At 68.5% G+C, this 15,616-nt stretch carries 5 protein-coding genes; 1 reads left to right on the forward strand and 4 read right to left on the reverse strand.

Features of this window, described 5'->3' with window-relative positions:
- Positions 1 to 29: 29 nt before the first annotated feature.
- The 3 genes from coaA to ACIPXM_RS02860 all read right to left on the reverse strand — a co-directional run bounded on the left by coaA (position 30) and on the right by ACIPXM_RS02860 (position 9,090).
- Positions 30 to 1,013 (reverse strand): type I pantothenate kinase, encoded by a 984-nt coding sequence (gene coaA / locus ACIPXM_RS02850; RefSeq protein ID WP_401652464.1) that lies wholly within the window; start codon positions 1,011 to 1,013, stop codon positions 30 to 32.
- Between the two features lie 413 nt (positions 1,014 to 1,426).
- Complete coding sequence (locus ACIPXM_RS02855) at positions 1,427 to 1,915, reverse strand: SUKH-4 family immunity protein (RefSeq protein ID WP_401651184.1); 489 nt, start codon at positions 1,913 to 1,915, stop codon at positions 1,427 to 1,429.
- A gap of 83 nt (positions 1,916 to 1,998) precedes the next feature.
- Entirely contained in the window at positions 1,999 to 9,090 is a 7,092-nt protein-coding gene (locus ACIPXM_RS02860; RefSeq protein ID WP_401651187.1) for a polymorphic toxin-type HINT domain-containing protein, read from the reverse strand.
- A gap of 444 nt (positions 9,091 to 9,534) precedes the next feature.
- Here ACIPXM_RS02860 and ACIPXM_RS02865 point away from each other — a divergent pair, with 444 nt between their 5' ends.
- Entirely contained in the window at positions 9,535 to 14,361 is a 4,827-nt protein-coding gene (locus tag ACIPXM_RS02865; protein WP_401651190.1) for an FG-GAP-like repeat-containing protein, read from the forward strand.
- 69 nt (positions 14,362 to 14,430) lie between these two features.
- Here ACIPXM_RS02865 and ACIPXM_RS02870 read toward each other — a convergent pair whose 3' ends face one another.
- Positions 14,431 to 15,495: an acyltransferase family protein gene (locus tag ACIPXM_RS02870; protein ID WP_401651193.1), complete on the reverse strand. Its 1,065-nt coding sequence runs from the start codon at positions 15,493 to 15,495 to the stop codon at positions 14,431 to 14,433.
- Positions 15,496 to 15,616: the final 121 nt, after the last annotated feature.

Consider the following 15,616-nt stretch of genomic DNA (forward strand, 5'->3'; position numbering starts at 1 on the left):
GCTTACGGAGCCCGGGTCGCGACGGGGTCTCAGAGCTTGCGCAGGCTGAGCCGCTGCACCTTGTGGTCGGGCCCCTTGCGGACGACGAGGGTGGCCCGGCCCCGGGTCGGGGCCACGTTCTCCAGGAGGTTGACCTTGTTGACGGTGCGCCAGACGGTACGGGCGTACTCGACGGCCTCCTCCTCGGAGACCTGCGTCCAGCGCTGGAAGTACGAGGACGGGTTCTGGAACGCGGTCTCGCGGAGCTTGCGGAAGCGGTTGAGGTACCAGGTCTCGATGTCCTCGGCGCGGGCGTCCACGTACACCGAGAAGTCGAAGTAGTCGGCGAGCCCGACCCGGGTGCGGCCGTCCTGGCCGGGCAGCGCGGGCTGGAGGACGTTGAGGCCCTCGACGATCAGGATGTCGGGGCGGCGCACCACGAGCCGCTCGCCGGGGACCCGGTCGTAGATGAGGTGGGAGTAGACGGGGGCGGTGACCTCGTCCTTGCCCGCCTTGATGTCGGCGACGAACCGGGTCAGGGCGCGCCGGTCGTACGACTCGGGGAAGCCCTTGCGGGAGACGAGCCCGCGCTCCTTGAGCTCGGCCATCGGGTAGAGGAACCCGTCGGTGGTGATCCGCTCCACCCGGGGGTGCTCGGGCCAGCGGGCGAGCAGCGCCTGGAGCAGCCGGGCGACGGTCGACTTGCCCACGGCGACGGATCCGGCGACCCCTATGACGAAGGGCGTGCCGCGCTGCTCGGCCTTCTCGCCGAGGAAGGTGTTGAGCGCGCCGCGCAGCTCGCTGGTGGCCCGCACGTACAGGTTGAGCAGCCGGGACAGCGGCAGATAGATGTCGCGCACCTCGTCGAGGTCGATGACGTCGCCGAGGCCCTGGAGCCGCTCGACCTCCTCGGCGGTGAGGGGCAGCGGCGTCTTGTCCCGCAGCGCGCTCCACTGGGCCCGCGTGAGATCGACATACGGCGTCGTGGCCTCGGCGCCCCGCTTCGGACCACCACTGTTCCCGTTCCCGTTGATCACCCCGCCATTGTCGTGGCTGCGGGGCGGTGGTGGGGGACCGGGGGGTGGTGGCGAGAGTCACGTGGCGCGGGCGGGGTGCGAGAGCCGCGGCACTCGACGCGGCCTAGCCGCCGGACGGACCGCCAGGGCCCGGGGTCTCACCAGATGCCATTCCGGTGAGACCCCTCCATAGGCTCTGAACGAGTCGTGGCGACCGCCAGAGGGTGAGGAGACCTAGTCCGCTACTCGCTCCTGGCGTGTATCAGAATGTCGATGGCCCGGCGTAGGGAAGCCTTCAGGGTCTCTCGCTCGTTACGCACACGGTCGACCTTCTTTCCAGACGTCTGGTATGCGGCCTCGAAGGAGATCCAGGCCTCGTAGGCCGTAAGCAATGCTTCAGAAGAGGCAGTGCTCGGCTCGGACTAAGGAGTTTACGATTCATCATCCGCATAGTCACCAATTGCCACATCAAAGAGAATTGAACGCCAAAACCCTGGATCGTCCTGTAGGGTCAACGGATCGATCTCCCCGAGTGACCTTCCCAGCAGATCGGCAAGCTCTTCCAGGATTTCCGGATCGTCTTCGCCTGCGGATCGAGCGGTTTCAACCTCAAATACGTTCAAGCATTCAGACAGCTTCTGCGGTGATGAACTCACAGAAAATAGAGACGGATCACCGCTGCCACGGTAGAGCACCTCTCCCGTTTCGCAGTCAACGCAGTACGCGTCATCGCCATCCCCGCCAGATCCCAATTTCAGAAGGTCGCGACCCTCAGTGTTCTCGGTGCCGCCACCACCAGCGGCTTCCGAAGCAGAAAAAAGGACATGCTCGACAGGTAGCCCGACCGAAGAGAGGTACTCGCGCGCAGCGGAGTTCCTCACGCGTGCGACATATTCGATTGAATAGTGATGGTTAGCCATCGACGCCCGTCTCCATTCTCATAGTTACGCGGTTGGCCCGCCGCCCAGATGGGCGACGGGCCAACCACAGTATTGGAACTACCTTACCAGTTTCCCGATAGGGCATCCCTGAACATCGAAGTCACCGCTTTACCCTTGGCAGACCTTGCGGCAGCGCCCTCGGCTGAGGTGGTCCAACCCCAAGTCCAAGTCGTTGGTATGCCAGCCTCGGCTAGCCTACTGCGGCACTTATTCGTCCCAGTGCACGGCTGGAATTCTGAATAGGCTTCAGTGATCGAGTCCCCGTACTCTCTGAGCAATTTACGCTCTGCATGGTTGCCCAGGCCCTTCGAGGAGACTGCGACCGCAATCTGTGAAACTCCGTCTGCGTCGGTATACCTCACCGCCGCAAAGTTATTGGACTTGTTGCCCGTCTTCAGTCGTTCCTGTATGACGGCCTGGCTGAGTTCATTGCCACCGTATTCCACCTGGCCGCCACAATTGTGGACCAGGACCGGCGCGGTGCCTGCCAGCACATAGTACGTATGGAATTCCGCCACCGTGAGGTTGCGCACGCTCGCCGGCTGCGTCCACGCCCGAACCGCGGTGATCTGTACGTGGGTGCCCGCGCTCGTGCGGAGCCACTGGCCTGGGCGCAGGTGCTTCGCGTCGACCCACTTGCGGAGGGCGGGAACCCAGAAGGGGTGGCCGTCGGTGGCCGTGATGGGGGCCGTGCGGTCGCCCTTGGGGCCGTCCGTGTCGACGGTGATCCTGACGAGGTGCTTTTCGCCCTCACCGATGATCGTCGCGGCGACGTCCTTGGCGGCCGTCTCGCCCGTCTTCTCGTTCGTGGCCAGGACCTTGTCCCCGGGCTTCAGGTCCTTGATCTCCTTGGCCGAGCCATCGGCGAGGAGGACCTTCGTGTCAGGGGTGAAGCTGTTCCTGGTCGGGCAGCTCGGTGCGTCCCCGCCGCTTCCGTCGGCTTTCTTGGCGGCGTCGGCCGCCGCCTCGTCCGCCTTCTTCGCGGCGGCCTTGGCCGCGTCCGCCTCCTTCTTCCAGGCGGCCATGTCGTCGGCGTACTTCGCCATGGCCTTGGCGTCGTCGTCCGCCCGGCGGAGCATCCGGGTGGCCCACCGGACCTCGCCCTCCCAGCGGTGGTACATCTTCCACGCGGTCTTCAGGGCCTTGAACGCCTTCTTGGCCTTGCCCGCGAACGGCATGGCCGCGTCCAGGGCGATGGAGCCGCATGCCCACAGATCACCGCCGATGCAGTCCTTGATGTCGTTGAAGCCGCTCATGTCCTTGGCGACCTCGATCGCGATCTCGAGGATGATGTCGACCTTGGACTTCTGCTTGATCAGCCTGGCCCGCTTGACGTCGTCCTCGCTGACGCTCGAAACGGGCGGCGCGGGCGGCTCGTCCACATTGCCGGGCTGCCTCTTGGGGGGAACCCCGATCTGAGCGCTGGTCTTGCCTTGTGTCTGGACCGTCCTGGAGCAGCCCTCGTCCTCGCAGAAGGCCCGACCGGACGGGTCCGCCGAGGTGATCGGGCTGTTGTTCCCGTACGCGTACGGGTTCATCGTCTGGGACTCGGTGATGTCCATCTGCGGGTCCACCGAGATGAAACGCCCCAGCGACGGGTCGTACTCGCGTGCCCCCAGATGCGTCAGACCGATGGACTCGTCCTTGGTGCCGCCGAGGTAGCCCTGCTCCGACGGCCACATCGTGGGCGCCTGGCCGCGTTCCTCGCCGAAGGGGGTGAACTTGCGACGGGTGACCGCCTTGGTGGCCGCGTCGACCGAGGTCGTGGCCGTGCCGTTGCGGTCGGACAGCAGGTACGAGGTCGTGATCGTGCCGCCTTGCGCCACCTTGACCATGCTCGGGCCGGCCGGATGCCCGTAGAAGCGGGTGGTCTTGAGGACCTTGCCGTCCTTGCCGACCTTCAACTCGGTCCCCGGCAGGTACAGCGTGGTGCCGCTGGGCTCCCGTTTGATCAGCCGGTTGCCACCGGCGTCGTACACGAACGCGGTCTCGTTCGTGCCCGCGGTGACCTTCTCCAGGTGACCTTCGATGTCCCAATCCAGGCTCTGGGTGTTGCCCTGGATCGTCCGAGAGGTGGTGTTGCCCACCTCGTCGTACTCGTAGGACTCGTCGCGCGAGCCCTGCGGCCCGGTCGTCACGACCTTGGCCAGACGGCTCTTCGTGGGCAGGCCCGTGGCGTAGGAGTACGCCCGGGTGATGTCCTTCGCCGGGTCGCCCGCCGCGTCGTGCTTGGTCTCGGTGCGGCGATTGCCCACGGCGTCGAAGGTGTACGAGCTCCAGTACGGGTCCGGCCCGCCGACTCGGGGTGCCGACCCCGGGCCGGTCGAACCGGGGCGACTCGTGCACGCGTCGTTCGACGTCCAGGCGTCGGTCATGCGGCGCAGGTGATCGTAGGCGAAGCACTGCACATCGGTGGTGGCGGGAGTCGGGTTGTCGCCGGTCTCCTCCGTGATCCGGGTGACATTGCCGACGGCGTCGTAGTCGGTGGAGGTGTCGCTGAGCTGCGTCGTGCCGACGGCGCCGACCTCTTGGTGGTAAGTGGCCCGAGTGACGCGCCGGGTCTGCTCGTCGAAGCGGTAGCTGGAGATCAACTGCTGGCCGATCGAGTCGACCCTGGTCCGCACCACGTCGCCGAGGGAGGTGTACTCGGTGGCCGCGACGAACGTCTTGCCCGCCACCGACATGGTGGAGATGGCGTCGAGCGCGTTGTACCCGACCGACACCCGCTCCGAGGGCAGGCCGCCCACCGCCGGGTGGGTGGTGGTCTGCGGCAGTCCGGTCCGTGCGGTGTACGAGCTCGAGAACGTGTACGTTCCGGCGAGTCCCGTCTCCGCCGCGGGGATCGTGATCGAGGTGCCCTTGGCCCGGTACTCGCTGTCGTACGCCGTGACGGCCTGCGTGTACGCGGCGCCGTCCACGTAGCGGGTCGAGGCCACGGGGAGGCCGAGGGCGCCGGGCAGGGTGTCGTACGTCTGGGCGGTGAGCTTGGGCCCGGTGAGGGATCCGTCGTGCGTCGCCGTCAGCCGCCCGAGGTCGTCGTAGGCCATGGCGACGGTCCGGGCCGGCTTGGCGCCGTCCGTGACGGAGACGATCCGGTCGCCCTTGTCGTACTCGACGCTGCTCGCGCCCTTGTCGGGGTCGGTGCTGGTCTTGACCCGGCCGCGGATGTCGTACGTCCGTGTCCACTGGTTCCCGACCTGGTCGGCGACCTTCTCCAGCCTCCCCTTCCGGTCGTAGTGGTAGGTGATGCTGTCGTAGTCGTCACCGTTCGGTCCTGCGCCCTTGTACTGGCGCAGTTCCGTCTTGCGGCCGAGGGCGTCCACGAGCGCCATGGTCGGGGTCTCACCGGCGGGCGGATCGACGGCCGTCCAGTCGCCGCCGTACGACGTCGTCGTGCGCCATGTCTCGATGGCGAACTTGCGGGCGATGGTGGCGATGACCCGGCTCAGCCCGTCGTACGTGGTCACGGTGGACGACGGCACGCCGTTGTCGGCGGCGGGGTACATGTCGTTGACCGCGATCTTGGAACTGGTGAAGTAGCCCGAGTTCTCCTTCCACACGCGGCCGAGGCTGTCGTAGAACGTGTCGGTCACGGTCTGGCCGCCGCCCCAGGCAGGGTTCTGGGTCTGCCGCAGCCGGAGCGCGCCGTCGTAGAAGTCGTAGCTGACCCGGTAGGTGCCGTCCTCCAGCAGACGCTTGTTGGTGATGACGACGGGACCGTCGGAGCGGACGTTGTACGCGAACTCGGCGTCCGGGGTGGTGGTCAGCGCGTCACGGTCGGGCGACCAGACCTTGATCAGCCGGCCGAGCGGGTCGTACTGCATCACGCTCTTGCGCCCGTTGGCGTCGATCTGGGCGACGGGCAGACCACGCCCGGGATCCACCTCAGTGGCCGCGGTGTGGCCGAGGGGGTTGGTGGTCAGTGTCTTGGTGACGACGGCGCCGGAGGCCGGCGTGTACGCCATGCGCGTGACCTTGCCGTACACGTCGGTCATGGAGGTGGGGCGCCCGTACTCGTCGAAGGTGGACGAGCCGCCGGGCTGGTACTGCGGTGTGGAACCGGCGTAGCCCTTGAGCGACTCCGTCGTCACGACGTTTCCGGAGGAGTCGTACCCCACCTTCGCGTCGGAGACGACGTCCTCGGGGCGGGTGAGGGTGTTGTCGTCGCACGCCTTCGCCAGCGTCTCGGTGCGGGTCTGCTGCGACTTGAACCACTTGGCGGTGTTGTCGAGGTACTCGTACCGGACACAGCTGTCGTCGGAGGGGTCGGCGATGTCGCCGCGATTCGTCGTCTCGGTGATCCGGCCCTCGGTGTCGTAGGCGTGCTCCACCGCGGTCCGGCGCTGACCGCGATTGCCGGACAGGACCGTGCGGGACGTCGTCGAGGCAAGCCCCTGTATCCACGCCTCCAGCTTGACGGCACCGGTCGCGCTCCGGTTCCGGCTCGCCGTGGGACCGGCCAGCCGCGGCGTGCTGACCGTGGCGGAATGCAGTGCGCCACCTTCACCGTCGTAGTACAAGGTCTCCCTGACCTGCCCCGCGAGCAAGGGGTGGTCCGCGACCTGCTTGCCTTCGGAGTCCGTCACCGAGACCGAACGCCGTGATCCATCGGCCGCGCGGTCGCCGTCGAGGCCACGGAAGTAGAGCGTTTCGGTCTGCGACCGTCGGTCGGGCGCGACACCGGTGAGTACCCGTACCTTCGCGTACCCGCGGTAGAGCGACCAGGTCCGCGCGGGCTCATTGGTGAGTTCGCTCGTGTCGTCGAACGCCCAGGCAGGAGTTCCGACGTACTGGAAGTTGCTCTCGCGGGCGGGCGAGGTGCCGTTGATGTCCTCGTCGCGGACCTGGTCCACCCGGTGCTTGTGGAACCAGTCCGTCGAGTAGACCTTCTTCATCCCGGTGGGATCGTTGCGGTCGTTGGTCTCCTTGACCACGGGGAAGCAGCGGAGCGTGTTGGCCGCCGGGGAGGCGGGCAGCTTGACGCTGCCGGGCATGGTGGAGCACTCGGTGGGCGCGTACTTGACGACCGTCCGAGCTCCCGTTTCCGTCTGGATCGTCTCGATCCGCCAGCGCTTGTACGGCGGGTCGCCGTCGTCGTCGTTGTCGACGCGGTTGTCGAGCTGCTTGCCCCCGAACGTCACCGGCGGCAGGTCGAGCCTGCCGCCGTTGAGGCCGGTGTGCCGGATGCTCTTCAGCCAGAGCGGGTACTCGCCCTTGACCACGCCGTCACCGGTGGGAAGGAATTCCTGCTCCAGGGTCCAGCTGTCGACGGGAGTCGGCGTGCCGCCCTTCAGCACCCGGGTCGTCACGGTCGTCAGCCGCTTGCGGGTGAAGAACGTCGGCGAGTAGCGGTCGGTGCAGGTCTCCGCGGCGGCACAGATCTGATCGGCGGGTACGTCGGGCCATTGCTTGGTGATGTCGTACGGGGCCGTGGGCGTGAGCTTGGATTCCGCGCAGTCGAAGACGTTGGGAACGACGATGCAGCGCTCGGACACCCCGAAGACCACCTCGGCGGGGGCCGGCGCGAACACATCGTCGGAGCGCAGCCCGTAGGCGGCGCGATTGAGCCAACCACCGCGGTCGTACGGCCGGGCCGTGGAGGTGCCCGTGGTGGTGACGTTGGAGCCGTAGTGGTTGCGCTCCTTGGTGTACCAGTACGTCAGGGCGTTCCCGCGCGGGTCGACGACGTAGTCGAGGTTCCAGCGGTAGGCCTGGTCGCAGACCGATCCGGCGAAGGTGCCCGCGCGGCAGTCCTCGCCCGGGTGATTGCCGTAGACGGGCACGGTGAAGGCGGAGTTGGTCTCGGGCTTGCCGTTCGTCCAGCCCGGCAGCCGGTTGCGGCCGAAGTGGAACTCGACCCCCTCGGTGTTGGTGACGACCCAGTACTCGTTCTCATGGTCACCGTTGACGGTGTCGGTGCGCACCTCGACCTTCGACCCGTCGTCGTGTGCCGGGGTCCATTTCTTCGTGGTGTCGTCCAGGACCAGCGCGGTCGACGAGCCGTTGAGCGACATCGTGACCATCGGAGGTCCCTGGCACAGATCGCCCGTCGGGTGTGTGGTGGGGTTGTTGAACTGGCTGCCCGGTTTGCGGTCCTCGGCGCACGGCACGTAGGTGCGTTCGATGAAGTTGTCGCCCATGTCCCAGCCGTCGCCGATCCAGGACGGCTGTTGCGAGGTCGCGAGCGTGCGGCCGTCCACGGAGCCGGAGGAATAGCCCAGCGCGACCGAGGGGCCGGGGCCACCCAGTGACGCCGGGATCTCCATGGGGTACGACCACGAGAAGTCCCCCGCCGAGCCGCCGCCCGACCAGGAGCCCGTGGGGCTGAGCGAGGTCGCCTTGTACGTACCGGTGGGGCCGGAAGGAGCTCCGCTGACGGCAAGGACGACACCCTCGGCGGCGGAAGCGGCGGAAGCGGCGGAAGCGGCGGAAGCGGCGGGACGTGCGGCGACGGTGCCGGTCAGCGTGCCGGCCGCGGCGTCGTTGAGGCTCGGTACCGGTGTGCTCGCACGGCAGCCGGGCTTCTGCGGCGTCGTCAGCGCGCAGGCGGGGAGCGCGGCGAACCGGAGCCTGGATCCCCAGCCGCCACCGTAGGCGTGCGCGAAGGCCCGGTAGTCGAGTTCCACGGAGAGGGGCGCGGGTTCGCCGCTCCGGTCCGTGCGCCGCACGGTGAGCAGAAGACCGCGCACCCCGGCTCTGCGAGCGGCCTCGGTGCCGAGGACGGACACCTGGGCCGCCACCGCCGGAGCGTCGACGGCCGGGGTCCGGGTGCCCCTGACCGCAGCGGGGTTCCCTGCGGCGATGCGGACAGGGAGTCGGCCGGCCCGGGCTGCCGCCCCGAGGGGTGCGGCCACCTCCAGCCGGGCCGCCGCGTCCTGGGCCCGGGTTCGGGCGACGATGCCCGAGGTCGGCTTCGGGACCGTGACCTGAGCGGTCCCGGGCTGCGGCCAGGACACGGACGGCGCGCCCCGCAGAGCGGCTTGGCTGCTCTCGGGCACCGCGGGCGCGGCGGGCGACTTCGCCCTGGGCTCGGGGGGAACGTCCGTGACCTTCTGGAGCTCGGGCAGTGGCCTTCCCGAGGTGGCCGCCTGGGCGAGCGGTGGAAGCTGTCCGCCCGTCGTCAGGATTGCTGCCAGCAGCGCCGTGAGTCCCACTCGCCGTATCACCGAGCGGCGTCTGAGCTGATTTTGTGCACGCCGAAATGTCACGTAGACCCCCACCCCTGGAATTCATTGATCACGCGATGGAAGTACCGTACGCAAGAGCCCGCAGCTCGATCCGTCGATCTGTGGATCCGGCGCACGACTCCGTCAAGTCGCCGATTTTCCAGTCGTGTTGTGTCAGCGGCATCTGCTAGAAAATGCTCGGATCCGGTGCGGCCAATTCGGACGGACCGGATTTCCGGTGCACGGCGTTCAGGGGGGCTTGTTCGTCGCCTAGGCGGTATTCGGCCGTGTCATCGGACATCTGACAGCTGGAAACCGATAGTGGGGACGGAATTCACTCCCATGACAAACAGGCCAAGAATGTCCGATCCCGGGGGGACCGTACGGAGGGGGCTCTCGGCGCTGGCCGTGCTCGCCATGACGGTCGGCCTCATGTCCTTCGCACCGGCGGCCCCGGCCGCCGGTCCTTCAGCTCCGGCCGATGACGGCACATCCGTGTCCCGGACGGAGCGCGAGGCGCGGGAGACGGCGCAGGCGTTGCAAGCGGCGCGGAGCACCGGCAGACCCGTCGAGATCGTCGCTCGCCGCACGGAGACCGACGAGGTGTATGCGAACCCGGACGGCACCTACCGGGTGGACCGGTCGATCCTGCCCGTACGTGTCCGCCGCGACGCCCAGCTCGTACCGGTGGATCCCCGGCTCGTCGAGCAGTCCGACGGGCGCCTCGCACCCAGGGCGTCCGCGATGGGCGTCACGTTCTCCGGAGGCGGGGACAACGCCTTCGTCACCATGTTCCGTGACGGTCGGGCACTCACTCTCACCTGGCCGCGCGGGCCGCTGCCGAGACCGAAGGTCGACGACCGGACCGCCACCTATCCCGAGGTGCTGCCGGGCGTCGATCTGACGGCCACGGCCGACCGGGCGGGCTTCTCCCACGCGCTCGTCATCAAGACCGCGGCGGCGGCGAAGAACCCCGAGCTGGCCGAGGTCGAGTTCGGGCTGAAGACTCAGGGTGTCGAGGTCGCCAGGGGCGACGCCGGAACGATAGTGGTCCGGACGCCCGCCCGGAACGCCCTCTTCAGCGCCCCGAGACCGCGCATGTGGGACTCCGGTGGATCCGAGTCGGCCACCGCCGTCGATCCCCGAACACCCAAGTCCGCGAAACCCGTCAGAAGATCGCTGCAGGACACCCTCGAAGGCGCGGCGGAAGGCGGCCGCCAGTCGGCGCTCGGCGTGCGGGTCGACTCCGACCGGCTGACGCTGATTCCGGACCGCGTCCTGCTGGACGACCCGAAGACGGTGTATCCGGTCGTGGTCGACCCGGTGTGGGCTCCCGACGCCTGGAAGAACGCCTGGTCGATCGCGTACAAGCACACGGCGTACCCCGGTACCGCCGACACGGTGTACTGGAACGGCGGGACCATCTCCGACTACGCCCGAGTGGGTGCCGCGAACGACACCCAGGTCGGTGGGACGGTCCGGGCGAACACGTACTTCAGGGTCTCGACGGCGAACACCTGGGGCAGGCAGATCATCAGGTCGACCCTGCGGATCAAGCAGACGCACGCCGGTTCCTGGTCCTGCAAGTCCGGTGACATCCAGGTCCGTGACGTCGGCAGCAGGCTGCCGACGGACATCACGTACAACCGTCAGCCCTCCTGGGGCGCGGTCGTCGACTCCTCGGGGGAGTCGTTCGGAGGCCGGAACTGTCCGGCGGACTCCGCGGGTCTCGTCGAGTTCGACGTCACCACGGCGATCGCCAAGGCAGCGTCCTCCAAGTGGAGCACCTGGGCCTTCGTGCTGACCTCGAAGACGAACACGATCGACGTCTCCTGGCGGAAGTTCGACCCCGACACGGCGCGGGTCTCGACCTACCTCAACACCCCGCCGGCCAGGCCGGTCGCGACCGTCGATCCGCTGGTCCCTTGTGCGGGGGGCACGATCGGCACGACCGACCACATCACCTTGCGCGCGAAGGTGAAGGACGCCGACGACAACGGGCTCAAGGCGGAGTTCCGGTTCGGCTCGACGACGGCGAGCGGATATACGTCGAGGATCGTCGATGTGAGCAGCGGTTCCACGGCTGCTTGGCGCATTCCGGCGGGCACGGCGCTGAAGTCGGGGAGTTACTGGTACGACGTGATCGTACGGGACGGTGTGGCCAGCAGTCCCTGGGCGGGCCGTTGTGAGTTCACGTACGACTGGAGCCGTCCCTCGAAGGTGCCCGCCGTGTCCTCGAAGGAGTTCCCGGAGGACGTGGCGGCGCCCTGTCCCAGCGCGGACGGCAAGCCCTGCACGAACAAGGCGAGAACCGACGGGGTCTTCGAGTTCTCGGCGAACGGCGTGGGTGACGTCACCAAGTTCGTCTGGTGGACCGACGACGACCTGCGCGAACGGTCCGTAGCGGCGAACAAGCCGGGCGGTTCGGCGAGCGTCACGTTCCGGCCGCCCAGGGCAGGGCCTCAGTTCCTGTATGTACGTAGTCAGGACGCCGCCGACAACCGCTCGGACACCAGGACGTACCAGCTGATCCCCACGCGGAATGCCGAGCGGGACCGGCCTGGCGACATGAACGGCGACGGGAACGTCGACCTCGTCAACGTCGACCCGGGCACGGGACAGCTCTGGACCTACCCCGGTCACCGGGACGGGACCTTCGGGACCGGTCAGGTCGCCTCGAGCCGGTCGTTCCAGGACGCGGTGATCACGAGTGGCGGCAGTTGGGACGACAACGAGCAGTACGAGGACCTCATCGCCCTGAGGCCGGCCGCCGACAACGCGGCCGTGCGCGAACTGTGGGCCTATCGAGGAGCTGGTGACGGCACCCTGGACGAAAGCGTGGACGGCTTGCGTCGGCTGACGGTGCTCGATGAGGAGTCGGCGCCCGAGGGGGAGAACCTGGCGCACTGGCGCCAAGGTGCGGAGATCGTCTCCGTCCCCAGCTTCAACGACGACAACGGGGACGGTGCGCTCTCCGACGTCGACGACCCGGACCTCCTGGTCAAGGAAGGGGGAGTCCTCTGGCTCTACCTGGGCAAGCGGGGATCGGACTTCCTGGACGAGACAGGCGCTCCGATCGCACTGGGCAACGCGGACTGGCAGGACATGACGGTCATGTCACCCGGTGACCTCAACAAGGACGGACTGCCTGAACTCTGGGCCCGCGACCGGGGCAAGGGCACCATTCACCAGTACTCGAGCCGCCGATCGACGGCGTCGGGCGGGACGACGATGGCTGACCTCACCGTCTACGGGGAGTCGGCCGCGCGCGTGGAGTCGATCGGCCGTGGTTTCACCGGGGCGGCCTATCCGCACCTCGCGACGAGCGGCGACTTCGAGGGCGACGGATACTCCGACCTGTGGTCCAGGGACGGGGAGGGCGTGACGGTCGAATTCCCCGGCCGGGCGCTGAGCGGCGGGTCGGCGTTCGGCGCCGCCCGGAGGCTCGTCACCACGGGAACGTCCTGGGCCACCTGCGAGAAGTTCCCGGCCGTGGCGGGGGGCGAGAGCGAGATCTGCGGCCCGGTCCTCGCCAAGTTCAAGGCGCTCGGCGGTACGGCCGCGTTCGGCAGGCCGACCTCCGGTCTCACGGCGGTGGCCGATGGCGGCCGCTACGTCAACTTCGCCAGGCCAGGAACCACCACCACGGACCGCACCATCTCCTGGAGCAAGTTCACCGGGACCTGGGCCGTGCAGGGCGGCATCTACACCAAGTGGAACAGCCTCGGCCGCGAAGGCGGCCTGCTGGGGTATCCGACCTCCGACGAACGGCCGACCAACGTACTCGGCGGCTCCTTCTCGACGTTCAGCAGGGGCGGGCTCGCGGGCGCCGTCTACTGGAGTCAGGGAACCGGCGGGCATGAGATGCACGGCGCCATCTACGCCAAGTATCTGGCGCTCGGCGGGGTCGCCGCCTACGGGTACCCGGTCTCGGACGAGATGGCGACCGACTCCAAGCCCGGCTCGTATCAGAACTTCAGGCATGGGGTGACCGCGGGAGACAACCTGTCCTTCTACTGGAGTTCCCAGACAGGCGCCTGGCCGGTGGGCGGCGCCATCCGAGGACTCTGGAAGAGTGTCGGCGGCCACGCGGGCAGTCTCGGCTTCCCGACTGCCGCCGAGTACCCGGTGCTCGGCGGCCGCCGCTCGGACTTCCAGACCGCCTACGTGCGCTGGAACGCCGAGGGGGGCCACGTGGCCCAGTACGCGTGGCAGGACCGTACCGCTCAACTGAGGACCGACCTCGGGGGAGACTTCGACGGTGACGGCCGCACGGACGTCATCACCGCCTACGACTACCAGCGGGACGCCACCGGACTGTTCGTGGCCAGGGCCAACGACGAGGGCGGCCACAATCCCCCGCTCGAGGTGTGGTCGTCGACCGGTTTCACCCACGCGAGAACCAAGTGGACCGCCGGCGACTTCAACGGTGACGGCCGTGACGATGTGGCGGGTGTCTACGGCTACGCCGACAACAGCGTCGCTTTCTGGTCCTTCCTGTCCCAGCCGAACGGGGAGGCGAGGCCGGTGCGCGGCGCGGTGCTCCCGGCGGGTACCTGGAACTGGTCGCTGAGCACGCCCATGACCGGCGATCTGAACGGCGACGGCCGCGACGACCTCGTCCTCGTCTACAACTACGGTGGCGGCGCCACCAGCATCTTCAAGGCCCTGGCCCGCACCGACGGCACCTTCGACGTCCCCGTCGTCGCGTTCAAGTCGAACCCGGGCGACTGGTACTCGGAGAACGTGCGGTACGCGGTGGGAGACACGAACGGTGACGGCCGCGACGACGTCCTCGGCTTCTACGGGTACGCGAGCGGGGCGTCCGCCCTCTTCACGTTCACCGCGAAGGCGGACGGCACCCTGAATCCCGGCCTCAAGTCCTGGACCGTCGCGACGGGGTGGGAGTGGGAGCGCGTCAGACCTGTCGCGGCCGACTTCGACCTGGACGGCCGGGAGGACTTCGGCGTGCTGTACGGCTACGACGACGGCCGTAACGAGGTCAGGCTGTTCTCGGCGCGGAGCGACGGCGGGTTCGACGGATTCGTCACCTCGTACGCTTCGGGCGCGGGCAGTTGGTATGCGGTGCGCACGGGCACCCCGGTCGCCGGCGACGTGAACGGTGACCGGCGCCCGGACATCACCGTGTCGTACAACTACGCGGAGGGCCAGACCCGGGTGTTCTCCTTCTACGGGAACGCGTCGGCGGGCGTCGACTCGCCCGTTCCCACGTGGTACGCGGAGGCCGGCACCTGGTGAGTCGCGCCTCGTGACGAGGGGCCGCGCCCGTCCTCGGGCGCGGCCCCTTCGCTGTGCCCGCTCCGAAGGTCAGCGTGCGGTCCGCCGCCGCAGCAGCGCCCGCAAGCGCCGCTCCGCCGGTTTTTCCAGGAACTCGTGGAGCAGCGCGGCCAGCGCCAGGGTGGTGAGCAGGGCCAGGGCGACCGAGAGGGCGTCGGCGCGCAGGCCGGGGCTGGGGCCGAAGCCGAGGTGGCGCAGGACGCGGAGCATCACAAGGTGGCAGATGTAGAAGGCGAAGGACCATTCGCCGAGCTTCACCAGGGGCCGGGTGGTCAGCAGGGAGCGGCGGCCGGCGAGGTCGCGCAGGGCCGCCGTGGTGATCAGGAGGGCGAAGGACGGCATCACCAGGGCGTCCAGGACGCCGGGTTTCGGGGTGAGCGCGGGGATCGCGTCGGGGTGGCGCAGCCAGAGCCAGCCGAGGAACAGTGAGGCGGCGGTCAGGGCGAGCGCGCCGCCGAAGCCGAACGGCGGCCGGTGGCCGTGCCGGACCAGGAGCGCCGCGCAGATGCCGAGGACGAACATCGGCGTCAGGGCCAGCGGCGACGAGGTGATCAGCCGGGCGGTCTCCGGTGCCAGGCCGCTGTGCGCCGCCGTCAGCTGGGTGGCCGCCGTGAGCAGCGGGGTCACCGCGGCGACGGCGAGGAGCGCCCCGGCGGAGCAGCGGGTCAGCAGCCGCAGGAGCAGCGGGAAGAGGAGGTAGAAGAACGCCTCGACGGACAGCGTCCAGGTGACGATGTTCAGGCTGTAGAAGTGGTCGGTGCTCCACGCCTGCGCGAGCGTCACCGTCCACACCACGTCCGCGGTCGAGACCGGCAGGCGCAGCCAGTACTTCTCCAGGACGGCGAACACCAGCGTGGTGACGGCGAGCAGCGGCCAGATGCGGGCGAGGCGGCGCCAGTAGTAGCGGGCCGGGGTGTCCTCGGGCCTGGCCACCCAGGCCATCACGAAACCGGACAGGACGAAGAAGAACACCACGCCCTCGTAGCCCGTCGTCATGAACAGGGTCAGCGCCGGGGCTTCCTTGGCGTACCCGTAGGTGTGGAAGAGGAACACCCCGAACGCGGCGAACCAGCGCAGTCCCGTGAGCGAGTCCATCCGTCCGCGAGGGCCGGCCGTGCGGCTGCCGGTGGCTGTGCCCCCGCCGCTGCGGGTGTCGGTGCCGGTAGTGATGTCCCACCCCTGGGTTCATGGCCTGTCCGAGGCCAGGAGGTCAAAG

The organism is Streptomyces sp. NPDC090025 (assembly GCF_044748125.1).
Classification (GTDB): domain Bacteria; phylum Actinomycetota; class Actinomycetes; order Streptomycetales; family Streptomycetaceae; genus Streptomyces.

Bases quoted from the DNA above. Each gene is read 5' to 3' on its own strand.
- ACIPXM_RS02855 (WP_401651184.1), bottom strand. From the start codon at position 1,915: ATGGCTAACCATCACTATTCAATCGAATATGTCGCACGCGTGAGGAAC.
- ACIPXM_RS02865 (WP_401651190.1), top strand. From the start codon at position 9,535: ATGTCCTTCGCACCGGCGGCCCCGGCCGCCGGTCCTTCAGCTCCGGCC.
- ACIPXM_RS02870 (WP_401651193.1), bottom strand. From the start codon at position 15,495: ATGGACTCGCTCACGGGACTGCGCTGGTTCGCCGCGTTCGGGGTGTTC.